This window comes from Paracoccus sp. 228 (genome assembly GCF_000967825.1).
Classification (GTDB): domain Bacteria; phylum Pseudomonadota; class Alphaproteobacteria; order Rhodobacterales; family Rhodobacteraceae; genus Paracoccus; species Paracoccus marcusii.
Genome location: NZ_JYGY01000002.1, coordinates 719,307 through 742,471 on the forward strand (window position 1 = coordinate 719,307; position 23,165 = coordinate 742,471).

General features: G+C 67.4%; 19 protein-coding genes and 1 other RNA gene. 14 read left to right on the forward strand and 6 right to left on the reverse strand.

Features of this window, described 5'->3' with window-relative positions:
* Positions 1–12: 12 nt before the first annotated feature.
* Together SY26_RS08905 and pheS are read left to right on the forward strand one after the other, a co-directional pair.
* A complete protein-coding gene (locus SY26_RS08905) occupies positions 13–1,419 on the forward strand; it encodes a sodium:alanine symporter family protein (RefSeq protein ID WP_046000141.1) in 1,407 nt (468 codons plus the stop codon).
* A gap of 75 nt (positions 1,420–1,494) precedes the next feature.
* The gene (gene pheS / locus SY26_RS08910) at positions 1,495–2,577 is read left to right on the forward strand and encodes a phenylalanine--tRNA ligase subunit alpha (protein ID WP_046000142.1); all 1,083 of its coding nucleotides are present in this window, start codon (positions 1,495–1,497) and stop codon (positions 2,575–2,577) included.
* A 42-nt stretch (positions 2,578–2,619) separates the two neighbouring features.
* Here pheS and SY26_RS08915 read toward each other — a convergent pair whose 3' ends face one another.
* The 3 genes from SY26_RS08915 to SY26_RS08925 all read right to left on the reverse strand — a co-directional run bounded on the left by SY26_RS08915 (position 2,620) and on the right by SY26_RS08925 (position 4,836).
* Positions 2,620–3,000, reverse strand: coding sequence for a TM2 domain-containing protein (locus tag SY26_RS08915; RefSeq protein ID WP_045981496.1), 381 nt, complete (start codon positions 2,998–3,000; stop codon positions 2,620–2,622).
* A gap of 105 nt (positions 3,001–3,105) precedes the next feature.
* Positions 3,106–3,405, reverse strand: coding sequence for a TM2 domain-containing protein (locus SY26_RS08920; protein ID WP_046000143.1), 300 nt, complete (start codon positions 3,403–3,405; stop codon positions 3,106–3,108).
* A 204-nt stretch (positions 3,406–3,609) separates the two neighbouring features.
* Positions 3,610–4,836, reverse strand: coding sequence for a hypothetical protein (locus SY26_RS08925; protein WP_157020453.1), 1,227 nt, complete (start codon positions 4,834–4,836; stop codon positions 3,610–3,612).
* A 171-nt stretch (positions 4,837–5,007) separates the two neighbouring features.
* Between SY26_RS08925 and pheT the strand changes: the two genes are divergently transcribed.
* Positions 5,008–7,395, forward strand: a complete 2,388-nt coding sequence (pheT, locus tag SY26_RS08930) for a phenylalanine--tRNA ligase subunit beta (protein WP_046000354.1) — start codon at positions 5,008–5,010, stop codon at positions 7,393–7,395.
* A gap of 266 nt (positions 7,396–7,661) precedes the next feature.
* Here the strand turns inward: pheT and ffs are convergent.
* Together ffs and SY26_RS08935 are read right to left on the reverse strand one after the other, a co-directional pair.
* Positions 7,662–7,760, reverse strand: an RNA gene (gene ffs, locus SY26_RS20175) — signal recognition particle sRNA small type.
* 50 nt (positions 7,761–7,810) lie between these two features.
* Positions 7,811–9,670 carry a bifunctional 2',3'-cyclic-nucleotide 2'-phosphodiesterase/3'-nucleotidase gene (locus tag SY26_RS08935; protein WP_046000355.1) on the reverse strand — a complete coding sequence of 620 codons (1,860 nt, stop codon included), beginning with the start codon at positions 9,668–9,670 and terminating at the stop codon, positions 7,811–7,813.
* A 332-nt stretch (positions 9,671–10,002) separates the two neighbouring features.
* Here SY26_RS08935 and SY26_RS08940 point away from each other — a divergent pair, with 332 nt between their 5' ends.
* Complete coding sequence (locus tag SY26_RS08940) at positions 10,003–10,461, forward strand: hypothetical protein (protein ID WP_046000145.1); 459 nt, start codon at positions 10,003–10,005, stop codon at positions 10,459–10,461.
* A gap of 6 nt (positions 10,462–10,467) precedes the next feature.
* Here SY26_RS08940 and SY26_RS08945 read toward each other — a convergent pair whose 3' ends face one another.
* Positions 10,468–11,328 (reverse strand): prephenate dehydratase, encoded by an 861-nt coding sequence (locus tag SY26_RS08945; RefSeq protein WP_045981499.1) that lies wholly within the window; start codon positions 11,326–11,328, stop codon positions 10,468–10,470.
* 120 nt (positions 11,329–11,448) lie between these two features.
* Here SY26_RS08945 and SY26_RS08950 point away from each other — a divergent pair, with 120 nt between their 5' ends.
* From SY26_RS08950 to SY26_RS08995, 10 genes are all read left to right on the forward strand, one after another.
* The gene (locus SY26_RS08950; RefSeq protein WP_046000146.1) at positions 11,449–11,982 is read left to right on the forward strand and encodes a cytochrome c family protein; all 534 of its coding nucleotides are present in this window, start codon (positions 11,449–11,451) and stop codon (positions 11,980–11,982) included.
* 142 nt (positions 11,983–12,124) lie between these two features.
* A complete protein-coding gene (locus SY26_RS08955; protein WP_046000147.1) occupies positions 12,125–13,981 on the forward strand; it encodes an extracellular solute-binding protein in 1,857 nt (618 codons plus the stop codon).
* 102 nt (positions 13,982–14,083) lie between these two features.
* The gene (locus tag SY26_RS08960; RefSeq protein WP_046000148.1) at positions 14,084–15,166 is read left to right on the forward strand and encodes a microcin C ABC transporter permease YejB; all 1,083 of its coding nucleotides are present in this window, start codon (positions 14,084–14,086) and stop codon (positions 15,164–15,166) included.
* Complete coding sequence (locus SY26_RS08965; RefSeq protein ID WP_046000149.1) at positions 15,166–16,269, forward strand: ABC transporter permease; 1,104 nt, start codon at positions 15,166–15,168, stop codon at positions 16,267–16,269. The genes SY26_RS08960 and SY26_RS08965 overlap by 1 nt, the downstream gene beginning before the upstream one ends.
* A 65-nt stretch (positions 16,270–16,334) precedes the next feature.
* Positions 16,335–17,969 carry an ABC transporter ATP-binding protein gene (locus SY26_RS08970; protein ID WP_046000356.1) on the forward strand — a complete coding sequence of 545 codons (1,635 nt, stop codon included), beginning with the start codon at positions 16,335–16,337 and terminating at the stop codon, positions 17,967–17,969.
* Positions 17,966–19,189 carry a glycosyltransferase gene (locus tag SY26_RS08975; RefSeq protein WP_046000150.1) on the forward strand — a complete coding sequence of 408 codons (1,224 nt, stop codon included), beginning with the start codon at positions 17,966–17,968 and terminating at the stop codon, positions 19,187–19,189. Before SY26_RS08970 ends, SY26_RS08975 begins: the two co-directional genes overlap by 4 nt.
* A 33-nt stretch (positions 19,190–19,222) precedes the next feature.
* On the forward strand, positions 19,223–20,632 hold the full coding sequence (cysS, locus tag SY26_RS08980; protein ID WP_046000151.1) for a cysteine--tRNA ligase: 1,410 nt from the start codon (positions 19,223–19,225) through the stop codon (positions 20,630–20,632).
* Positions 20,629–21,399: a squalene/phytoene synthase family protein gene (locus tag SY26_RS08985; RefSeq protein ID WP_046000152.1), complete on the forward strand. Its 771-nt coding sequence runs from the start codon at positions 20,629–20,631 to the stop codon at positions 21,397–21,399. Before cysS ends, SY26_RS08985 begins: the two co-directional genes overlap by 4 nt.
* Positions 21,400–21,483: 84 nt before the next feature.
* Positions 21,484–22,356 carry an ABC transporter permease gene (locus SY26_RS08990; RefSeq protein ID WP_046000153.1) on the forward strand — a complete coding sequence of 291 codons (873 nt, stop codon included), beginning with the start codon at positions 21,484–21,486 and terminating at the stop codon, positions 22,354–22,356.
* Positions 22,353–23,165 (forward strand): ABC transporter permease, encoded by an 813-nt coding sequence (locus tag SY26_RS08995; RefSeq protein WP_046000154.1) that lies wholly within the window; start codon positions 22,353–22,355, stop codon positions 23,163–23,165. The genes SY26_RS08990 and SY26_RS08995 overlap by 4 nt, the downstream gene beginning before the upstream one ends.

The following is a 23,165-nucleotide window of genomic DNA, read 5'->3' on the forward strand; positions in this document are numbered from 1 at the left end:
GCGGAGAACGCCATGACCGCCATCATCGATTTTCTCAACACCATCTTCTGGGGCTATGTGCTGATCTACGGCCTGCTGGCCGTGGGCATCTACTTTACCCTGCGCCTGGGCTTCCTGCAGTTCGTCCATTTCGCCGAGATGTGGCGCTGCGTGCGCGGATCGGGAGAGACGGACAAGGACAGCATCACCCCGTTCCAGGCACTGTCGGTGTCGCTGGCCAGCCGCGTGGGCACCGGCAACATTGCCGGGGTCGCGGTGGCCCTGACGCTGGGCGGGCCGGGCGCGATCTTCTGGATGTGGATGGTGGCGCTGGTCGGTATGGCCACGGCCTATGCGGAATCGACGCTGGCGCAGCTTTACAAGGTGCATGGTTCGGACGGGATGTATCGCGGCGGACCGGCGCAATACATCGCCCGCGGCCTGGGCCTGCCCTGGCTGGCCGCGCTGTTCGCGGTCGCGCTGATCGTCGCCTTCGGCCTGGTGTTCAACGCGGTCCAGGCCAACTCGATCGCGCAGGCGGTCGAGGGCGCCTTCGGCATCGGCGCGGGCATGGTCGGCATCGGCGTGGCGATCCTGTCGGGCATCATCATCTTCGGCGGCATCCCCCAGATCGCGCGGGCGGCCCAGTTCATCGTGCCGATCATGGCGGGTCTGTACCTGCTGGCGGCGGTCGTCATCCTGGTGATGAACATCACCGAGGTGCCGGGCATCCTGGGCGGCATCGTGCGTTCGGCCTTCGGCCTGCAGGAGACCGTTGGCGGGGTCGCGGGCGGCGTCGCGGCGGCGATGCTGAACGGGGTCAAGCGCGGCCTCTTCTCGAACGAGGCCGGCATGGGCTCGGCTCCCAACATCGCGGCGGTGGCAGTGCCCAACCCGCATCACCCCTCCAGCCAGGGCTTCGTGCAGGCCCTGGGCGTCTTCATCGACACCATCCTGGTCTGCACGGCGACCGCGGTGATGATCCTGCTGGCCGATGTCATGCCCTCGGATCAGCTGACCGGGGTGAACCTGACCCAGGCCGCGCTGACCGACCATTTCGGCGGCTTCGGCCAGATCTTCGTGGCGGTGGCGATCTTCTTCTTCGCCTTCACCTCGATCATCGGCAACTATTCCTATGCCGAGAACGCCATCGTCTATCTGGGCGCGGGCAAGCCGGGCATCATGGTCCTGCGGCTGGCGGCGCTGGGCATGGTGGTCTGGGGCTCGCTGCAGGCGGTCACGACCGTCTTCAACTTCGCCGATGCCAGCATGGGGCTGATGGCCACGATCAACCTGATCGCCATCGTCGCGCTGTCGGGGACCGTCGCGGTCGTCACCCGCGACTATCTGCGCCAGCGCAAGGCAGGGCACGAGCCGACCTTCCGCATCGGCGATCACCCCGGCATCGCGCCGGGCGTGAACCGCGACATCTGGAAATAAGGCGGCACGGGCGCGCGGTCTTTACCCCGCGCGCCCGGCCATGCTAACGCGGGCGCAACCAGGAAAGGCCCCGCGATGGACGATCTGACCCCCCTGCGCCAGCAATGGCTGGACCGCATTTCTGCCGCCTCCGACCCTCAGGCCATCGAGGACGTGCGCCTGTCCGCGCTTGGCAAGAAAGGCGAGCTGAGCCTGATGATGCGCGAGCTGGGCCGCATGTCCCCCGAGGAGCGCCAGACCACCGGCAAGGCGCTGAACCAGATCCGCGACGAGATCGACGCCGCCCTGCGCGCGCGCAAGCTGGCGCTTGAGGATGCGGCGCTGGACGCGCGTCTGCGCGACGAATGGCTGGACGTGACCCTGCCGGGCCGCCCGCGCCGTCAGGGGTCGATCCACCCGATCAGCCAGGTCACCGACGAGGTCACGGCGATCTTTGCCGACATGGGCTTTGCGGTCGCCGAAGGGCCGCAGGTTGAAAGCGACTGGTACAATTTCGACGCCCTGAACATCGCCCCCGAACATCCCGCGCGGCAGGAGCACGACACCTTCTTCATGCACCGCGCGCCGGGCGACGACCGTCCGCCCCACGTGTTGCGCACCCACACGTCGCCGGTGCAGATCCGCGCCATGCAGGATCACGGCGCCCCGGTCCGCGTGATCGCGCCGGGCCGCGTCTATCGCATGGACATGGACCAGACGCACACGCCGATGTTCCACCAGATCGAGGGCGTGGCCATCGACCGCGACATCAGCATGGCGCATCTGAAATGGACGCTGGAGGAGTTCTGTCGGGCCTTCTTCGAGGTGCCAGCGGTCGAGCTGCGCTTTCGCGCGTCGCATTTCCCCTTCACCGAACCTTCGGCCGAGGTGGACATCCGCTGTTCCTGGGAGGGCGGCCAGCTGAAGATCGGCGAGGGCAATTCCTGGTTGGAGATCCTGGGTTCGGGGATGATGCATCCGCATGTCCTGCGCTCTGGCGGGATCGACCCGGATCAATGGCAGGGCTTTGCCTTTGGCATGGGCATCGACCGGATCGCGATGCTGAAATACGGCATCCCCGATCTACGCGCCTTTTTCGAAAGCGACCTGCGCTGGCTGCGCCACTATGGCTTTGCAGCAGGCGACGTGCCGAGCGTCAGCGGCGGGCTGTCGCGCTGAAGGCGGCGCGCCCTTGCGATCGAGGGGCGCGCGCCGTGAACGTCAGGCGGTGAATGGAACGCCCGGTGCGGATGCGGGGAAGGCGGTTGGGTGCGGTCCGGAATGACCCCCGAACTCTACGGCCAGCCTTTGCCGCAGGGCGTCCTGATCGGCCCTGATGATCCCGGGGATCAGGAACAGATCGACGAACGCCCAGATCCCGACTGCGGCCAGCATGATCAGCCCGACCCCGAGGATCAGCGTCATCCAGCCCAGCACCCACAGGATCAGCATGGCGACTGCCGTGCCGGTCTTGCCCAGATAGAAACGGTGCGCCCCGAATCCACCCAGAAAAACCAGCAGAAGATAGGCGATCACGGGCGACCTGGTGTCGTTCGTAACACGCTGTTCGATAAGGATTCGCTGTTGGGTATCAAGGGGCACGTCGAAATCTCCGGATCTGAAAAGGGAATGTCTATAGTTGACCGCCCTAGCACGGGCCGCTTTTACAGATCACGGAAACTTCAACCTCAGGTTAACGGCGCGCCATCACCGCAGCCGGCGACGGATGTCCTCGCGATCCGCGCGGACCATTCCGGGGATCAGGAACAGATCGATGATGCACCAAAGCACCACGAAGCCCACTGCCGGCCAGCCGATCAGGATCGGCACCGTCAACCAGCCCACGCCCCAAATGGCCAGCATGATGAACCCGCTGATCCAGCGGTCCAGATACATGCGGTGCACGCCGAACCCCCAGAGGAAGATCAGCAGCAGATAGGCGATCAGCGGCGATTTCGCCTCGTTGGCCACCCGCTGCTCGATCAGCAATTCGCGCTGCACATCCATCCGCAAGGCTCTCCTGTTCCATGTCGCGCCCGCCATCCGGGCGCATTGCAAAGATAGGAACGCCCCGCCGCCACGCAAGATCCGCACCGCAGAACCCGGCGGACCCTGTGCGCGGTCAGTGACCCCCCGATGCCTGAGACGATCCGGCAGCACCCCCAACCACCTCAATGTGCCCCAGGCCGATGGGTTCGACAGCGTCCAGGGTCAGTCGACGCGCTCGAACCGCTCGAACACCAGGCCTACGGGGCGGATCGGCGCGCCGGGCTGGTCGGGGCGGTTCACGTCGGTCAGCGCCATCCGGTACTCTCCGGGTTCCAGCACCACCGGCCCCAACCGGGCGTCCACGCTGCCGTCCCTGTCGTCGGCCTGCGCCACGACCGCCCCGTCCCGCGAAAACAGCGCCAGCTTGGCATCGACGCCGACCAGTTCGCCATAGGCGCTGACAATCAGCGCGGTCTCCCGGTCCAGGGTGAAGATCAGCCATTGCGCGGTGCCGTCCTGCAGGACGACCGTCTCGCGGTCGGCGGCCAGATCGATGGCCTGCATCGGATAGTCGCCATCCGTGGGCGGCGCCAGCTCGCCCTTGCGCCAGGCGGTGCGCAGATAGCTGTCGCGGTCCAGCGCCTCGACGCTGACGGTGATCGTGCCCTCGCCCGAGGAGATCGGCGCGACACCCAGGCAATAGTCGCCTCCGGCCAGACCGCTTGGGTAATCGAGGCGCGCGTTCAACCCGTCGGCATCGTCGTTGGCGGCGATCTGCGTGCCCGACCCGTCGAACAGGATCATGTTCGGGTCCAACCCGTCGCTGACCGCGCGCAGGGTCACGGAGGCGCTGCCGTCCAGCGCGAATCGCAGATAGCGGACAGTGCCGTCCGTCTGCGCCTCAACGGGCAGGGCGGCGTTCAGCGGCCCCTGGCCCAGGGTCTCGGCAGGCGTTTCAGGGGTGCAGGCAGCGATGGTCGTGTCCACGGGATCGACCAGCAGGGCCGGCATGTCGGGACGCGTCAGCTGGACGGTCGCGGTCATGTCCGCGTCCCCGACGGGGATCAGCCGCACGCAATAGTCGCCCGGTCCGACGGACTGTTCGATCCGTGAATTCAGCCCGACGGCATCGTCATTCTCGGCCAGCAGGTCGCCGTCGGGGGTTTCCAGCCTGATCGACGGGTCGCCGTCCGACATCGCCTCCAGCCTCAGGGGCTGCATGTCGCCCGTCACCCGGAACATCGCATAGGGGTTGGTGCCGGCGGTCGTGGTCATCTGCCGCGACAGCGCGGCCCCCGCCGCGGTGATGTCGCTGGCATCGGGATCGTCGCCCAGCCAGGTGGCGGGCTGACCGGAACACTGCGGCTGGGCCGGGGCGTCCTGCGCCTGCGCAGGCAGGGCTGCCAGCAGCAGGAGGGGCAGGGGGGCAAGACGGGACATGAGACTCATGATGACACCTTCGGTTTGCTTCGCGCTACAGTTGCACCCTGCGCAGGGCCCGGCAAGCGTGGTGACGGGCCGGGGATTCGGGGAAATCCGCTGATCCGGCTTGACCCAGGACGCATGGCACGGTTCAAGGCGGCAAAGTCCCCGCGCGGGCCGACCCGGAAGGCAGACGCCATGAAGTTCACCCTCTCCTGGCTCAAGGAGCACCTGGATACCACCGCGACCATCGACCAGATCGCCGAAGCGCTGACCGATCTTGGCCTGGAGGTCGAGGAGATCGCGGACCCTGCCGCCAAGCTGGGGACCTTTACCCTGGCGCGGATCGATCATGCCGAACAGCATCCCGATGCCGACCGCCTGCGCGTCTGCCGGGTGATGACGGACGAGGGCGAAAAGCAGATCGTCTGCGGCGCGCCCAATGCGCGGGCGGGCATCACGGTCGTGCTGGCCAAGCCCGGCGATTACGTCCCCGGCATCGACACGACGCTTGGCGTGGGCAAGATCCGCGGCGTCGAAAGCCACGGCATGATGGCCTCCGAACGCGAGCTGGAGCTGTCCGAAGAGCATGACGGCATCATCGAGCTGCCCTCGGGCGAGGTCGGCCAGCGCTTCGTCGACTGGCTGGCGCAGAACGCGCCCGAGAAGGTCGACCCGATGATCCACATCAAGATCACCCCGAACCGCCCCGACGCCCTGGGTGTCCACGGCATCGCCCGCGACCTGGCGGCGCGCGGCCTGGGCACGTTGAAGGCCGTGACGATCGATGCGGTGCCCGGCGCCTTTCCCTGCCCGGTGGGGGTGACGATCGACGCGGGCGTGGCCGCCAAGGCGCCGTTCTTTGCGGGCCGCGTGGTGCGGGGCGTGACGAACGGCCCGTCACCCGCCTGGCTGCAGAAGCGCCTGCGTGCGATCGGCCTGCGCCCGATCAATGCGCTGGTGGACATCACCAACTTCTTCACCTTCGACCTGAACCGGCCGCTGCATGTCTTCGACGCGGCCAAGGTCGCGGGCGACCTGACGCTGCGCGCCGCGCGCGCGGGCGAGGAACTGGTGGCGCTGGACGACAAGACCTATGCCCTGCCCGAAGGCGCGGTGGTGATCTGCGACGACAACGGCATCGAGAGCATCGCGGGCATCATGGGCGGCGCGGCATCGGGCGCGTCCGAGGAGACGCGCGACGTCTTCATCGAGGCCGCCTATTTCGATCCGATCAGCACCGCCGCCACCGGCCGCGCGCTGAAGATCAACAGCGATGCGCGCTATCGCTTTGAACGCGGCATCGATCCGGCCTTCACCCTGCCGGGGCTAGAGCTGGCCACGCGCATGGTGCTGGACCTCTGCGGCGGCGAGGCCTCCGAGGTGGTCACCGCCGGCGCGCTGCCCGACACGGGTCGCGCCTATCGCATGGACCCCGCGCGCACCAGCCGCCTGGTCGGCATGGATATCGAAGAGGCTGATCAGCGCGCCACGCTGGAAGCCCTGGGCTTCCGGCTGGAGGGCGAGATGGTGCATGTCCCCTCCTGGCGTCCCGACGTGCTGGGCGAGGCCGATCTGGTCGAGGAGATCGCCCGCATCGCCAGCCTGACCAAGCTGCAGGGCAAGCCCCTGCCGCGGGCCCAGGCCGGGGTGCCAAAGCCCGTGCTGACGCCCCTGCAGGTCCGCGAGAAGACGGCGCGGCGCATGGCGGCAGCCTTGGGCTACAACGAATGCGTGACCTACAGCTTCATCGACCAGGGGTCGGCGGCGCTGTTCGGCGGCGGGGACGATGCGGTGCGCGTCGAGAACCCGATCAGCAGCGAGATGAGCCATCTGCGCCCCGACCTGCTGCCCGGCCTGCTGCAGGCCGCGGCGCGCAACCAGGCGCGCGGTTTCGCCGATCTGGCGCTGTTCGAGCTGGGCCCGGTCTTTTCGGGCGGAGAGCCGGGCGAGCAGGCGGTCCGCATCAGCGGGCTGCTGGTCGGCCAGACCGCGCCGCGCGATCCCTTCGGCAGCCGCCGCAAGGTGGACCTGTACGACGCCAAGGCCGACGCCGAGGCGATCCTGACCGCCATCGGCGCGCCTGCGCGTGCGCAGATCAACCGCAAGCTGGATGGCTGGTGGCATCCGGGGCGTGCGGGCAACATCGCGTTGGGTCCGAACGTGCTGGCAACCTTCGGCGAGATCCACCCCAAGGTCCTGCGCCAGATGGACGTCAAGGGGCCGGCCGTGGGCTTCACGATCCAGCTGGCCGCGGTGCCCTTCCCCAAGGTCAGGACGCCCACGCGCCCCGCGCTGGAGCTGTCCGAACTGCAGGCCGTCGATCGCGATTTCGCCTTCGTCGTGGATGTGGGGGTCGAGGCGCTGACCCTGGTCAACGCCGCCGCCGGGGCCGACAAGGCGCTGATCGCGGGCGTGTCCGTCTTTGACCAGTTCCAGGGGCTGGAGGGCGGCCAGAAGTCGCTGGCCATCACCGTGCGCCTGCAGCCGCGCGACAAGACGCTGACCGATGCCGATATCGAGGCGGTCAGCCGCAAGATCGTCGAGAAGGTCGAGAAGGCCACGGGCGGCCGCCTGCGCGCCTGATCCGTCCGGTCACGGACATGAAAAGACCCCGCCCGGTGGTCCGGGCGGGGTCTTTTCATGTCGGCCGTCTGGCGCGTCTCAGAAGATCAGCGACAGGATGCCGATCACGACCAGCAGGCCGATGATGAAGATGATGCCGGCGGCGCCGCCGATGAACTTGAGCATGTCGGTCTCCTGTTTGTTACGCAGGACAACCGGAAAGGCGCGCTGTTGTTCCCCGGCACGGGCCGCGCGGTGCAGGAAAACCGGATGATGATGCGGGGAAACGGTGAGAGGCTGGACAACGACCCATGCGGGACTCGTTACGGCTGCTTCCTTCCGGACCTGACCGATTTGGCGAGGCGCTTGCCCGCGCCAACCTCTCGGGCGCACAGATAGGATGGTCACGCGGCGGATGCAAGCCCATGCGCATGTCTTACAGCGACAGGCGCATCACCGCGAAACCGTCCTCGTTCAGTCCCACGCCCTGCAGGCGGTCTGGTTCGGGCAGGGGACGGTCCAGCGCGGCGGGCGCTGTCTCGAACAGGACGGTGGTGCCGGGCTGGGGCGCGAAGGCCCAGCTGGGCCGGGCCGGAATGCGGACCCGCCGCAGCTGTCGGACATAGCGGCGCAGAACGTCCAAAGTCAGCGCGTCGCGGTCCAGGATCACCCGGTTGCACGAGACCAGCGGACTGAACAGCCCGCAGCTTGCCAGCCGATACGAGTTCGTGGCCAGCACGAAGGCCTGGTCGTCCGCGACGGGCCGGGTCTGCCAGGTGAGGTCGCGGATGCGGTGGGCATTCGGGTCCGCAAGCCGCCCATCGGGGTGAAACCGCGCCGGGGCGGACAGGTCGATCCGCCAGCTGACCCCGTCGATGACGTCGAAGTTGTAGGCCGGAAACTCGGGGTTCAGCAGCGGCGCGTCGCGCGTGCCGGGTTGGACGCGGTGAAACAGGCTGGCGGAACGTTCCAGCCATCCCCGCAGCTGCGCGCCCGTCAGACGGATGGCGGTGATCCGGTTCGGGAAGGAGTAGAGGTCGGCCAGGTGCCGCAGGCTCAGCGTGCCCGCCGGGACGTCGGTGTAATGCTGCGGCCCGCCCCGCCCCCCGGCCCGATAGGGCGCCGAGGCCGACAGCACCGGCAGGTCCGCATCCGGGGTGCCCGCCAGCCGCTGCCGGACATGCCAGCGCTGTGCGAGGTTCACCAGACGCAGGCCGCAATCATGGCCGATCACCGCGAAATGGCTGTTCAGGGGTTGCGCCGTGCGGCCGATGCGCGTGGACAGCTGCCGCAGGGTGGCCTTGTGCGCGGTCGCCACCTGGCGCGCCACCAGCACCGCGGTCGGCATGGCCGGCGTGACCGATTCGGCGCGCACGGCAAAGCGGTCGACCGCCAGCCCGCCATCCGCCCGCGGGGCAAAGCGCAGGTCGATCACCCCCAGATGCGATCCGCCAAAGCCGGGCATGACCGCAGGCTTGCCCGCCAGCGTTCCCCGATCGGCGTCGATGCCGGGGCGGCCGCGCCAGCGGGGGCCGGGAAAGACCTCGTGCGTGTGGCCGGCGATCAGCACGTCGATGCCAGGCAGGGCGGCCAGCGCATGGGCGGCATGCTCCATCCGGGGCAGGGGCTCGGGGCCGCCGATGCCGCTGTGGGCCAGCGCCACGACCAGATCGACCCCCTGGGCACGCAGCCGCGGCACCAGGCGGCGGGCACAGTCGAGGATGTCGTCGCTGCGCATGACGGCGCGCAGGTCCTGGTCCCACTCCTCCGTTTGGGGCGGCAGAAAGCCGATCACGCCGATGCGCAGCGGCAGGCGGTTGCCCTGCGGGTCGGTCAGCTCACGCTTGATCACGCAGGTGGCGGCGAAATCGGCGCCGCGGCGCACGGTCAGGTTCGCGGCCAGCATCGGAAAGCGCGCCCGTGCCACCGCGCGCCGCAGGAAGGGCAGGCCGAAATTGAAATCGTGGTTCCCCAACGCCGCCGCGTCATAGCCAAGCGCGTTCATCGCCGCGATGGCCGGGTGGGTGCCGGCGAAGGGTCCGCTGCGCCGCGCGACTAGGTCGCCCATCGGACCGCCCTGCAGAAAATCGCCGTTGTCCAAGAGGATGCTGGCATGCGGCCCGGTCCGCCGCGCCTCGATCAGCGATGCGGTGCGCGCCAGCCCGATCCGGTCCGACGGACGATCCGCCAGGTAATCGTAAGGCAGCAGGTGCATGTGCAGGTCGCTGGTGGCCAGGATGCGCAGCGTCATGCCGTCCGGGGGCGGATCATCCGCGGCCGTTGCGGGCATTTGCATCGTCTTCCTGTCAAACATGTGATCGCCCGACGCCGCGTTGCGCATGCCGTCATGTCCTTTCCGGGCACGGACGACATACCGATACCATGCTTACTGTATACAATTCGAACCACACAACCAAAGATTGAAGAACGCACGCTTTATCAGGTCATTGTGGCACAGAATTTCACAAATCCGAAACGTTGCGATGAATTCGGGCGCGCCTCGGTTTTCGGGTGCCATGATCGCGGTTTGGTAATCCCCCGGTTGAACCTGCCGCGCGATCCGGATTATCTGCCAAGGGAGGGGTCGGCGGTCCTGGCCGCCCCGGATGGGTCATTGGGTCGTTTCAGATGAAGTTCTCCACGCGGATCGACACCGACCTTCCCGCGGAACGCCTGTTCGAGGTGGTCGGGAATTTCGACGCGCTGGAACGGATGGTGATCGGCCGCGGCGCAACCGTAGCGCGCATCGATCCGTCGAACGAACCGGGGATCGGCATGGGCTGGAACATCGGTTTCGACTGGCGGGGCAAGGCGCGGCAGCTGCGGCTGGCCGTCACGCGGTTCGACCGCCCCGAACAGATGATGATGGCCGGTCATTCCGATGCGCTGGATCTGACGGTGGTGGCCACCGTCGTCGCGCTGAGCCGCGTCAAGTCGCGCCTGATCTTCGAGACCGAGGTCCGCCCACGCAATATGAAGGCCCGGCTGATGCTGCAGACCGCCAAGCTGGGCAAGGCGCAGCTTGATCGCCGCTATCAGCGCCGGATCGAGGATTTCGTCCACCAGATGCGCAACTTTGCCCGCTAGGCGGGATCAGTCCGCCATGCTTGCCTGTCGCTGCGTCTCGCGCAGCGGATCGGCCGGATAGACGCCCAGGATGTCCAGGCTGGAGGTGAAGTAGCGCAGCTCGTCCAGCGCGCGGGCGACGTTCGCGTCTTCGGGGTGACCCTCGATGTCGGCATAGAACTGGGTCGCGGTGAACACGCCGTCGACCATGTAGCTTTCCAGCTTGGTCATGTTCACGCCGTTCGTCGCGAACCCGCCCATCGCCTTGTAGAGCGCTGCCGGGATGTTGCGGACCCGGAAGACAAAGCTGGTCAGCATCCGCTCGGCGCGCCGGCTGTCGTCGGCCTGGCGCGACATGATCAGGAACCGCGTCGTGTTGTTCTGCCGGTCCTCGATCCGGTCGGCCAGGCGGTCCAGACCATAGATCTCGCCCGCCAGGGGCGCGGCCAGCGCGGCCAGCGACGGATTGCCGCGCGCGGCGACCTCCTTGGCGGAACCGGCCGTGTCGGCCCCGGTGATCGCGTGGATGGCGTTCCGGCGCAGGAACCCGCGGCACTGGCCCAGCAGGACGGTATGGCTCATCGCCTCGCGAACCTGATCCAGGGTCGTTCCGGGCACGGCCAGCAGGCTGATATGGACGCGCACGAAGGCCTCGTCGATGATGCGCAGGCCGGATTCGGGCAGCAAGTGATGGATGTCGGCCACCCGGCCATAGGTCGAATTCTCGACCGGCAGCATGGCCAGATCGGCGTCGCCCGCGCGCACGGCCTCGATCACGTCCTCGAAGGTGCGGCAGGGCAGGGCCTCCATTCCCGGGCGCGCGCTGCGGCAGGCCTCGTGGCTGTAGGCACCTGGTTCTCCCTGGAACGCGATGCGATTCGTGGTCATGGCCGGGCCCCCGCTGTTCTAAATTTGAGCGTGCCGGGGTAACTATACCTTGATCCTTGAAAGCGAAAGCGGATACATACCGCACGACCTGACGAGCTTACCAAGGCGGGACCGCACGCGATGTTCAATACGATGACCCTGACCAAGGCAGCCGGCGCCTTCATTGGCGCGCTGCTGTTTTTGATGCTGGCCAATTGGGCGGCCAGCGGCCTGTTCACTGTCGGACATGGCGGCGGTCATCACGGCGACGAGGAAATTGCGCAGGCCTATACCATCCCGGTCCCGGAAACCGTCCCCGCGGGCGAAGAGGAAGCGCCGCTGGACTTTGCCGCGCTGATGGCCTCGGCCGACGCGGCCGCGGGCGAGCGTGAATGGGCCAAGTGCCGGTCGTGCCACGCCCTGGACGGCAGCGACGGCGTCGGCCCGCACCTCAACGGCGTCGTCGGACGCCCGACCGCCAGCATCGACGGGTTCAGCTATTCCAGCGCGATGACCGAACATGCGGCTGAATACCCTACCTGGGATCCCGACCACCTGCAGGCGTTCCTGGAGAACCCGCGCGGCTTCGTCTCGGGCACCGCGATGAGCTTTGCGGGCATCCGCGATCCGCAGGCCCGCGCCAACCTGATCGCCTATCTGGAAACCAATCCCTGATCGGTCCCGCCCGACCGTGCGCCATCCAGAAAACCCCGGCCCGGCGCCGGGGTTTTTTCATGGCCCGCGTTCACGAAATCGCGGCTTGAAGCCCGGCCCCCCACTGGCCTAGCCTCTCGCTGGTCCAGACCGGAGAGACGACATGCGCCACGCCGCCCGCCTTGCCACGCTGCTTCTTGGGATCGCCGTGGTCCCAGCCTGGGCGCAGGACGCGGCCGGCGATCCGACGGTCGTCAAGACGCATGGCATCGCCACCTTCGGCGAGCCCGCACTGCCCGCGGACTTTCCGCATCTACCCTACGTGAACCCGGACGCGCCCAAGGGCGGTGAGATGTCCCAGCACGGCATCGGCACCTTTGACAGCTACAATCCCTACACGTTCCGGGGGCGGGCCACGGCGCCGTCGGTGATGATGCTGGAACCGCTGATGGAGTCGGTCCTGGACGATCCGTATTCGATGTACTGCCTGCTGTGCGAGACGGTCGAATATCCCGAAAGCCGCGACTGGATCATCTTCAACCTGCGCCCCGAAGCGCGTTTCAGCGACGGCAGCCCGCTGACGGCAGACGACGTCCTGTTCACGTTCGAACTGCTGCGCGACAAGGGCTTTCCGTCCTACAGCGAGGCGCTGAAGACACGCGTCGCCAGTGCCACGGTGCTGGACACGCACCGCATCCGGTTCGATTTCATGCCCGACATCGAACGCCGCGACGTGCTTGGGCTGATGGGCAACCAGTCGATCTTCTCGCGCGCCGAGTTCGAAGCGACTGGCCGTGACATCCAGCAGACCAGCACGACGCCGTTCCTGGGGTCCGGCCCCTATGTCTTCGACAGCGCGGATTTCGGGCGGTCGATCACGATGCGGCGCAACCCGGACTATTGGGGCAAGGACCTGCCCATCAACAAGGGCCGGCACAATTTCGACACCTTGCGGTTCGAGTATTTCGGCGATTTCGACGCGGCCTTCGAGGCGTTCAAGGCCGGCATCTATACCTTCCGGGTCGAGCCGTCCGAACAGCTGTGGTCGACCGGCTATGACTTTCCGGCGGTGGCAGCGGGCGCCGTCATCAAGGAGGAGATCCCCGACGGCGTGATCGCATCGGGCGATGCCTGGGTCTTCAACCTGCGGCGCGATAAGTTCAAAGACATCCGCGTGCGCGAGGCGATCGGGCTGATGTTCAACTTCGAATGGTCGAACCAGGCTTTGTTCTATGGCATGAATACCCGGCTGGACAGCTTCTGGGACAACAGCGACCTGCAGGCCGAAGGCCCGCCCACGCCTGAGGAGCTGGCCCTGCTGGAACCCGTCGCGGCCGATCTGCCGCCGGGCATCCTGACCGACGATCCGGTCTCGGCCCCGGTCAGCGGCGAACGCCAGCTGGACCGCGGCAATGCGCGCCGCGCGGCGGCGCTGCTGGACGAGGCGGGCTGGACGACCGGCACGGACGGCATGCGCCGCAACGCCGCAGGCCAGACGCTGCGGGTCGAGTTCCTGGACTTCAACCAGAGCTATGACCGCATCGTGAACCCCTATGTCGAGAACCTGCGTGCGATCGGCGTGGACGCGGTCCTGTCGCGGGTCGATCCGTCGGAACTGACCACCCGCACCCGCAGTCATGATTTCGACATCGTGCGCGACAGCCTGGGCAACGGTTACGGTATCGGCGGCGGCACGGCGCAAGCCTTTGGGTCCGAGCACAGCGACGACGTGTTCAACCCGATGGGCCTGGCCAACCCCGCCATCGACCGCCTGATCGAGATCGGCAGCGCCGCCACGACGGACGCCGAGAACCGCGTCGCCATCCGCGCGCTGGACCGGGCGCTGCGCAGCCTGCGCTTCTGGATCCCGCAATGGTACAAGCCGGTGACCACGGTCGCCTATTGGGACGTCTATGACCGGCCCGAGACCCTGCCCGCCCTTGGGTTGGGGGTCACGGACTTCTGGTGGTACGACCAGACCCGCGCGGACGAGCTGCGGGCGGCGGGCCAGCTGCGCTGAGACGGCGATGCGCTTGATTTCCCGGCGCGGATTGCCGACAAGCCCAGATAACGACAAGGCCCCGCCAAGGGGCACGGACCCAACGGGGAAGGGCATGCGCTGATGGGCGCCTACATCTTGCGGCGACTGCTGCTGATCATCCCGACCCTGATCGGGATCATGGTGGTGAACTTTACCCTGACGCAGTTCGTCCCCGGCGGCCCGATCGAACAGATCGCGGCCCAGGTCCGGGGCGAGGGCGACGTGCTGGGCAACCTGGCCGGCGCCACGGCCGACAGCGCCGAACAGCTGGGCGGCGACGCGGGATACGAGGGTGCGCGCGGCCTGCCCCCCGAATTCATCGCCCAGCTTGAAAAGGAGTTCGGCTTCGACAAGCCCCCGGTCGAGCGGTTCTTCTCCATGATGTGGAACTACATCCGCTTCGATTTCGGGACCAGCTGGTTCCGGTCGATCAGCGTGATGGACCTGGTCGTCGAGAAGATGCCGGTCTCGATCACGCTGGGGCTGTGGTCGACGCTGATCGCCTATGTCATCTCGATCCCGCTGGGCATCCGCAAGGCGGTGCGCGACGGATCGCGCTTCGACACCTGGACGTCGGGCGTGATCATCATGGCCTATGCGATCCCGGCCTTCCTGTTCGCGGTCATCCTGATGGTGCTGTTCGCGGGCGGCAGCTATTGGCAGATCTTTCCGCTGCGCGGCCTGACATCGGACAATTTCGCGGACCTGTCGGTCTGGGGCAAGGTCAAGGACTATGCCTGGCACGCGGCCCTGCCGGTGATCGCGGCCACGATCAGCAGCTTTGCGACGCTGACGCTGCTGACCAAGAACAGCTTCCTGGACGAGATCAACAAGCAGTACGTGATGACCGCGCGGGCCAAGGGGCTGACCGAACGCCGCGTCCTGTACGGCCACGTCTTCCGCAACGCGATGCTGATCGTGATCGCGGGCTTTCCGGCGATGTTCCTGGGCGTGTTCTTCGGATCAAGCATCCTGATCGAGACGATCTTCTCGCTGGACGGGCTGGGGCGCCTGGGCTTCGAGGCTGCGGTGCAGCGCGACTATCCGGTGATCTTCGGCACGCTGTATGTCTTCGGCCTGATGAGCCTGGTGGTCGGCATCCTGTCGGACCTGATGTACGTCTTTGTCGATCCGCGCATCGACTTTGAGAAGAGGGCGGGCTGATGGCGATGTCGGAACTGAACCGCCGCCGCTGGCGCAACTTCCGCCGGAACGGACGCGCCTTCTGGTCGCTGGTGATCTTTGCGGTCCTGTTCGTGACCGCGATGTTCGCCGAGATCGTGGCCAACGACAAACCCATCGTCGTCCGCTATCAGGGCGAACTGTACTGGCCCGCCTACAACTTCTATCCCGAGACCGCGTTCGGCGGCGATTTCGGGACCGAGGCGATCTATCGCGACGAGGCGGTGCAATGCCTTATCGTGTCGGGCGGCCGCGAGGAGTGCTGGGACGAGCCGGAGGGCTTCATGGCGGCGGTGCGGTCGGGTTCGACCGATGTGCCCAAGGCCGAACAGGGCTGGATGATCTGGCCGCCGATCCCCTATCACTACCGCACCATCAACAACGTTGGCACCGCGCCCTCCGCGCCCGACGGCAACCACCTGCTGGGCACGGACGACACCGCGCGGGACGTGCTGGCGCGGGTGATCTACGGGTTCCGCACCTCGATCCTGTTCACGCTGATCGTGACGGTGGTGGCCTCGACCATCGGCATCACGGCGGGCGCGATCCAGGGCTATTTCGGCGGCCGCACCGACCTGGTGTTCCAGCGCGTGCTGGAGATCTGGGCCTCGACACCCAACCTTTACGTCATCATCATCCTGTTCGCGATCCTGGGGCGCAGCTTCTGGCTTCTGGTCTTCGTCACCATCCTGTTCGGCTGGCCCGCGCTGGTGGGCGTGGTGCGGGCGGAATTCCTGCGGGCGCGGAACTTTGAATATGTCCGCGCGGCGCGCGCCTTGGGCGTCAGCGACCGCAAGATCATGTTCCGCCACATCCTGCCCAACGCGATGGTCGCCACGCTGACCATGATGCCCTTCGTCGTCACCGGCACGATCAGCGGCCTGGCTGCGCTGGACTATCTTGGCTATGGCCTGCCTGCCGGATCGGCATCTTTGGGAGAGATGGCGCTGCAGGCGAAACAGAACCTGCAGGCGCCCTGGCTGGCCTTCACGTCCTTCTTCACCTTCGCGATCATGCTGTCGCTTCTGGTGTTCATCTTCGAGGGCATCCGCGACGCCTTCGACCCCAGAAAGACCTTCCGATGAGCGATCAGCCCGTCCGCCCCGCCCCCGGCGCCCCCGCGGCCGTGGCCGAGAGCCATGGCGGCTCGATGCCCGGCGCATCGCAGGCGCGTCCCGTGCCCGCCCCGTCCAGCGATGCCGTGCTGGCGGTCAGCGACCTGCGCATCGGGTTCCGGTCCGAAGGTGTCCTGACCGCGGCCGTCAAGGGCGTCAGCTTTCACATCGACCGTGGCGAGACCGTGGCCCTGGTAGGCGAATCCGGGTCGGGCAAGTCGATCACGGCGCTGTCCACCGTGCAGCTGCTGGGCGCCTCGGCCGAGGTCCAGGGGTCGGTGAAATACGCGGGCCGCGAGATGGTCGGCGCATCGGACCGCACCCTGCGCGACATCCGCGGCAACGACATCAGCTTCATCTTCCAAGAGCCGATGACCTCGCTGAACCCGCTGCACACGCTGGAAAAGCAGCTGTCGGAAAGCCTGGCGCTGCACCAGGGGCTGTCGGGCGCAAAGGCGCGGGCGCGGATCATCGAACTGCTGACCCGCGTCGGCATCCGCGACCCGGAAACCCGCCTGGCCGACTATCCGCACCAGCTGTCGGGTGGTCAGCGTCAGCGCGTGATGATCGCGATGGCCCTGGCCAACGGTCCCGACCTGCTGATCGCGGACGAACCCACCACGGCGCTGGACGTGACCATCCAGGCCCAGATCCTGGCCCTGCTGGCCGAGCTGAAGGCCGACGAAGGCCTGTCGATGCTGTTCATCAGCCACGATCTGGGCATCGTGCGCCGCATCGCGGACCGCGTCTGCGTGATGAAGGACGGAGAGATCGTCGAACAGGGCGCGGTCGAGGACATCTTTGCCCGGCCCCAGCACCCCTATACCCGCAAGCTGCTGGCCGCCGAGCCGACCGGGCAGGCCGATCCCATAGCCCCCGATGCGCCGGTTCTGGTCGAGACGCGCGACCTGAAGGTCTGGTTTCCCATCAAGCGCGGCCTGCTGCGCCGCGTGACGGGGCACGTCAAGGCGGTGAACGGCGCGACCCTGTCGCTGCGCGCGGGAGAGACCCTGGGCATCGTCGGCGAATCGGGATCGGGCAAGACCACGCTGGCCCTGGGTATCATGCGCCTGATCGAAAGCGACGGCCCGATCCTGTATCTGGGCCAGGACATCCAGGCCTGGACCAGCGGCCAGCTGCGCCGCCTGCGCCGCGACATGCAGATCGTGTTCCAGGACCCCTATGGCAGCCTGTCGCCCCGCATGACGATCGAGCAGATCATCACCGAGGGCCTGGGCGTGCACGGGGTCGAACCCGGCCGCGACCGCCGCCAGCTGGTCACCGAGATCATGACCGAGGTCGGGCTGAACCCCCAGATGATGCACCGCTATCCCCACGAATTCAGCGGCGGTCAGCGCCAGCGCATCGCCATCGCCCGCGCGATGATCCTGCGCCCCAAGGTCGTCGTCCTGGACGAGCCGACCAGCGCGCTGGACATGACCGTGCAGGTGCAGATCGTGGATCTGCTGCGCGACCTGCAGCGGAAATACGGTCTGGCCTACCTGTTCATCAGCCACGACCTGCGCGTGGTGCGCGCGATGGCGCATCACATCATGGTCATGCGCGCCGGAGAGGTCGTCGAACATGGCAGCGTCGCGCAGATCTTTGACGCGCCCCGGCAGGATTACACCCGCGCCTTGCTGCGCGCGGCTTTTCCGATCCACGAATGAAGATCCTGTTCGTCCACCAGAACTTTCCGGGCCAGTTTCCGCATTTGGCCCCGGCCCTGGCCGCGCGCGGCCACCAGGTCCTGGCCCTGACGGATGAGAACAACCAGCGGCCCAGCCCGATCCGGACCCTGCGCTACAAGGCGCCGGCGGCGGTGCAGACCGACAGCGCCCTGGGCCGGACCTATGCGGACCATGCGGAACGCGGCCTGCTGGCGGCGCGGGGCGCACGTGCGCTGCGCGACCGGCACGGGTTTCACCCCGACATCGTCATCGGCCATCCGGGCTGGGGAGAGACGCTGTTCCTGAAGGAGATCTGGCCCCACGCGCGCCTGCTGGTCTATGCCGAGCTGATGTACCGCACCCGCGGCCAAGATGTGGGCTTCGACCCCGAGATCAGCCCCGACCGGGACGAGGTGCGCTTCATGACGGTCGCGCGGTCGGCGCATCTGGTCCAGGCGATGGTGCAGGCCGATGCGGCCATCGCGCCCACCCGTTATCAGGCCGACAGCTTTCCGCCCGAGCTGCGCGGCAAGATCACCGTCATCCATGACGGCATCGACACCGCCCGCGTGGCCCCCGATCCCGCGGCCCGCCTGACCCTTCCGGGCGGCACGATCCTGCGCGCGGGGGACGAGGTGCTGTCCTTCGTGTCCCGCTCGCTGGAGCCTTACCGCGGGTTTCATGTGCTGATGCGGGCATTGCCCGACGTGCTGGCGTCGCGCCCCGACGCGCAGGTGGTCCTGGTCGGCGCCGAGGGCACCAGCTATGGTGCCAAGCCGCGCGATGCGAACAGCTGGAAGGACAAGCTGCTGGCAGAGGTCGGCGCCCGCCTGGACCTGTCGCGGGTGCATTTCCTGGGCCGCGTGCCCTATGGCGACTATCTGTCGCTGATGCAGGTGGCGCGGGTGCATTGCTATCTGACCTATCCATTCGTGCTGTCCTGGTCGCTGACCGAGGCGATGGCGGCGGGGGGGTATGTCGTGGCGTCCGATACCGAACCGGTGCGCGAGCTGATCACCGCCGGGGTGAACGGGCGGTTGGTGCCGTTCTTTGACGGGGCGGCCCTGTCGGCGGCCCTGATCCGCGGCTTGGCGGGCGATCCGCAGGCGGCGGCAATCCGCAAGGCGGCGCGGGCCACGATCCTGGGGGGCTATGATCTGGCGTCGCAATCGCTGCCGCGCCAGATTGCCTGGGTGGAAAGCCAGGGCGCGATGCGATAGACCCTTGGCCACGCTTGCCAAAAGGGCCGCATCATGACGCAGATCAGGCTGACCAACACCCGCACCCGCCGCAAGGAGGAGTTCGTCCCCATCGACCCGGCCAACGTGCGTCTGTATCTGTGTGGACCCACCGTCTATGACCGCGCCCATCTGGGCAATGCCCGGCCGGTCCTGGTGTTCGACCTGCTGGTGCGGCTGCTGCGGCATGAATACGGCGACCGTGCGGTCACCTATGTGCGCAATTTCACCGATGTCGACGACAAGATCAACGCCGAGGCGCAGCGCCGCCGTGCGGCCGGGTCCGACCTGTCCCTGGAGGCGCTGATCGCCGAGCGGACCGAGGAGACGATCGGCTGGTATCACGCCGACATGGACGCGCTTGGCGCGGCTCGTCCGGACCACGAGCCGCGGGCGACCGCCTATGTCGGCCAGATGATCGCGATGACCGCCGACCTGATCGCCAAGGGCCATGCCTATGAGGCCGAGGGGCATGTGCTGTTCGACGTGCGGTCCTTTCCCGACTACGGCACGCTGTCGGGCCGTTCGGTCGACGACATGATCGCGGGCGCGCGGGTCGAGGTGGCGCCCTTCAAGCGCGACCCGATGGATTTCGTGCTGTGGAAGCCGTCCTCGGACGACCTGCCGGGCTGGGACAGCCCCTGGGGCCGGGGGCGTCCGGGTTGGCACATCGAATGTTCGGCCATGTCGGCGGCGCTCTTGGGGCCGCATTTCGACATCCATGGCGGCGGCATCGACCTGCAGTTCCCGCACCACGAGAACGAGATCGCGCAGAGTTGCTGCGCCCATCCCGGCGCGGGTTTCGCCAATGTCTGGCTGCACAACGAGATGCTGCAGGTCGAAGGCAAGAAGATGTCCAAGTCCCTGGGCAACTTCTTCACCGTGCGCGACCTGCTGGACCGGGGCGTGCCCGGCGAGGTGATCCGCTTCGTCATGCTGTCTACGCATTACCGCAAGCCGATGGATTGGACCGAGGCCAAGGCGCAGGAGGCCGAAGCGGTGCTTCGGCGGTGGCATGGGCTTGTTGCCGGCATCGAACCCGCAACAAGCCCGGCACCCGCGCTGATCGAGGCGCTTGCCGATGACCTGAACGCTGCGGGTGCCATCGCCGCGTTGCACGACCTGGCGGGTCGGGGGGACGCGGAGACGCTGTTGGCATCGGCCCGGATGCTGGGCCTGCTGCTGCCGGGCATGGGCGATTGGACCCAGGCCGATGCCGGTGCGGCGGGCCAGATCGAGGCGTTGCTGGCGGCGCGACTGGCGGCGCGCCAGGCCCGTGATTTCGCCCGCGCGGATGCGATCCGCGACGGGTTCGCGGCGGCGGGCGTCGAGGTCAAGGACACGGCCAAGGGGCCCGAATGGTCGCTGGCCGCGGGGTTCGATCCGGCACGACTGGCCGATCTGGCGCGGACCCACGGCACATGACCCTGGAGGCCTGCACCGAGGCGCTGCGCCAGCATGACCCCGACCGGTTCGGCGCGGTGCTGGTGGCCGACGCGGCGGACCGTTCGGCGCTGGTCACGCTCTATGCGCTGAACCTGGAGATCGCCCGCGCGCCGTTCCAGTCGGCCGAGCCGATGCTGGCCGAGATGCGGCTGCAATGGTGGATCGACCGCCTGGACGAGATGGGGCAGGGCACCGCGCCCCCGCTGCACGACGTGCTGACGCCCCTGTGGGAGGCCTGGGGGACCGATGCAGGTGCCCTGTCGCCCTTGGCAGAGGCCCGGCGCAGGGATTGCGAACGCCAGCCCTTTGACGGGCCGCAGGCGGTGCTGGCCTATGTCGATGCGACGGCGGGCGCGCTGATGTGGACCGCCGCGCGCCGCTGCGGCGCGCCCGAAGGCACGCGAGAGATCGTGGCCCATCAGGCCCGCGGTGCCGGTCTGGCCGCGTGGCTGCGCGCGCTGCCGCAATTGCAGGCAGTCCGGCTGGGGCTGGAACCGGCCCGCCCCGAAGACGCGCGGGCCTTGGCGGAACAGGCGCGCGACGGGCTGCGCATGGCCGCACGGATGCACCGCAAGCTGCCGCGCCGGGCGGCGGCTGCGCTGTATCCCGGCCCCCGCGTGCCGCGCCTGCTGTCCGAGATCATGGCCGGGCGCACCGATCCGTTCGAGGCCACCACCGCGATCACGCCGTTTCAGCGGCGCGCATCGCTGGCGCGGCTGGCGCTGACCGGGCATTGGTGGCGCTAGGCGGGCCAGAAACCTCTTTTCCTTGCGCGCGGCCTGTGACAGCAATTGCGAAAGGCCCGGCGGGGCGGACGGAAGGGGATCGCCATGGCAAAGGCCAAGTTCGACGACCAGGCACGGGCCGGGCTGTCGCTGATCGCGCCGCCGTTCCTGTATGCGCTGGTGATCCTGGCGGCGCCGCTGCTGACCATCCTGGCCTACAGCTTCCTGACCGACGGCTATCTTGAGATCATCCGCGACTTCACGCTGGACAATTACACCCAGGTGCTGACCGACCCGATCGTGCGGACGGTGATGCTGCGGTCGCTGGTCGTGGCGGCCATCGTGACGCTGGCGACCGTGGTGATGGCCTTTCCGGTCGCCTATTACGTCAGCTTCTGCGTGCGGCCCGAAAAGAAGGCCATGTGGCTGTTCCTGATCACGATCCCTTTCTGGACCAGCTATCTGATCCGGGTGTTCCTGTGGAAGGTGATCCTGGGATACAACGGCGTCATCAACTCGTCCCTGACGGGGCTTGGCATCATCGACGAGCCGCTGACCTTCATTCTCTACAACACCAACGCGATCGTGCTGACGCTGGCCCATGCCTATGCGCCCTTCGCGATCCTGCCGATCTTCGTCGCGCTGGAGAAGATCGACCGCTCCCTGCTGGAGGCCGGGCGCGATCTGGGCGAAAGCCGGCTGATGACCTTCTGGCGGGTGACGCTGCCCCTGGCGATGCCGGGCGTCATCGCGGCGGTGCTGATCGTCTTCATCCCCACCATCGGCGACTATGTCACGCCCGAGGTCATCGGCGGCGGCAAGATCCCGATGATCGCCAACCTGATCCAGGTCCAGATGCTGGCGCTGGACAACCGGCCCCTGGGATCGGCGCTGGCGGTGACGGCCATGGCCATCGTGGCGGTGGTCAGCCTGGTCTTCCTGTTCCTCAACCGCCGCTTCCTCAAGGTGCGCCAATGAACCGCCAGGGACGCGGCCTGCAGGCCTATGCCATCTTCTATCTGCTGTTCCTGTACGCGCCGATCATCCTGCTGCCGATGTTCGCGTTCAACTCGGGGACGATCATCGCCTTTCCGCTGCAGGGGGTGACGACCGACTGGTTCCGGCAGATGTGGGCCGACGCGACGCTGCGCCGGGCGCTGACCAATTCGCTGACGGTGGCGGTGGCCTCGTCCATCCTGGCCACCTGCTTTGGCATCTTCGCGGCGCGCGCCTCGACCCGCTTCGTGTTTCCGGGCAAGGGCGGGATGATGGGGTTCATCATGCTGCCCATGGTCCTGCCCGAGATCATCGTGGCCATGTCGCTGCTGGTCGTGCTGCTGGGCATGGGGGTGCAGCTGTCGCTGATAACCGTCATCGCGGGACATACGCTGATCTGCATGCCCTATGCCATCGCGGTGCTGACCACCGCCTTCTCGTCGCTGGACCGCAGCCTAGAGGAGGCGGCCTATGACCTGGGCGAGAGCAAGTGGGGCGCGTTCCGTCTGGTCACGCTGCCCCTGGTCATGCCGGGCATCATCAGCGCGCTGCTGATCAGCTTCACCATCAGCCTGGACGAGTTCATCCTTGCCTTCTTCCTGGCGGGGAACGAACCGACGCTGCCCACCTACATCTTCAGCCAGCTGCGCTTTCCGCGCGCGATCCCCGTCATCATGGCGTTGGGCACGGTGCTGGTGATCCTGTCGATCGTCCTTCTGGCGATCGGCGAATATTTCCGCCGCCGGGGCAATGCCCGCATCGGCGGCAAGCCCACCGGAGGGTTGATGTGA

Bases quoted from the DNA above. Each gene is read 5' to 3' on its own strand.
- SY26_RS08965 (WP_046000149.1), top strand. From the start codon at position 15,166: ATGGCGATGTCGGAACTGAACCGCCGCCGCTGGCGCAACTTCCGCCGG.
- pheS (WP_046000142.1), top strand. From the start codon at position 1,495: ATGGACGATCTGACCCCCCTGCGCCAGCAATGGCTGGACCGCATTTCT.
- SY26_RS08935 (WP_046000355.1), bottom strand. From the start codon at position 9,670: ATGCAAATGCCCGCAACGGCCGCGGATGATCCGCCCCCGGACGGCATG.
- SY26_RS08920 (WP_046000143.1), bottom strand. From the start codon at position 3,405: ATGGATGTGCAGCGCGAATTGCTGATCGAGCAGCGGGTGGCCAACGAG.
- SY26_RS08950 (WP_046000146.1), top strand. From the start codon at position 11,449: ATGTTCAATACGATGACCCTGACCAAGGCAGCCGGCGCCTTCATTGGC.
- SY26_RS08960 (WP_046000148.1), top strand. From the start codon at position 14,084: ATGGGCGCCTACATCTTGCGGCGACTGCTGCTGATCATCCCGACCCTG.
- SY26_RS08925 (WP_157020453.1), bottom strand. From the start codon at position 4,836: ATGAGTCTCATGTCCCGTCTTGCCCCCCTGCCCCTCCTGCTGCTGGCA.
- SY26_RS08985 (WP_046000152.1), top strand. From the start codon at position 20,629: ATGACCCTGGAGGCCTGCACCGAGGCGCTGCGCCAGCATGACCCCGAC.
- SY26_RS08940 (WP_046000145.1), top strand. From the start codon at position 10,003: ATGAAGTTCTCCACGCGGATCGACACCGACCTTCCCGCGGAACGCCTG.
- SY26_RS08975 (WP_046000150.1), top strand. From the start codon at position 17,966: ATGAAGATCCTGTTCGTCCACCAGAACTTTCCGGGCCAGTTTCCGCAT.
- SY26_RS08905 (WP_046000141.1), top strand. From the start codon at position 13: ATGACCGCCATCATCGATTTTCTCAACACCATCTTCTGGGGCTATGTG.
- SY26_RS08945 (WP_045981499.1), bottom strand. From the start codon at position 11,328: ATGACCACGAATCGCATCGCGTTCCAGGGAGAACCAGGTGCCTACAGC.
- SY26_RS08995 (WP_046000154.1), top strand. From the start codon at position 22,353: ATGAACCGCCAGGGACGCGGCCTGCAGGCCTATGCCATCTTCTATCTG.
- SY26_RS08970 (WP_046000356.1), top strand. From the start codon at position 16,335: ATGCCCGGCGCATCGCAGGCGCGTCCCGTGCCCGCCCCGTCCAGCGAT.
- SY26_RS08955 (WP_046000147.1), top strand. From the start codon at position 12,125: ATGCGCCACGCCGCCCGCCTTGCCACGCTGCTTCTTGGGATCGCCGTG.
- SY26_RS08990 (WP_046000153.1), top strand. From the start codon at position 21,484: ATGGCAAAGGCCAAGTTCGACGACCAGGCACGGGCCGGGCTGTCGCTG.
- cysS (WP_046000151.1), top strand. From the start codon at position 19,223: ATGACGCAGATCAGGCTGACCAACACCCGCACCCGCCGCAAGGAGGAG.
- pheT (WP_046000354.1), top strand. From the start codon at position 5,008: ATGAAGTTCACCCTCTCCTGGCTCAAGGAGCACCTGGATACCACCGCG.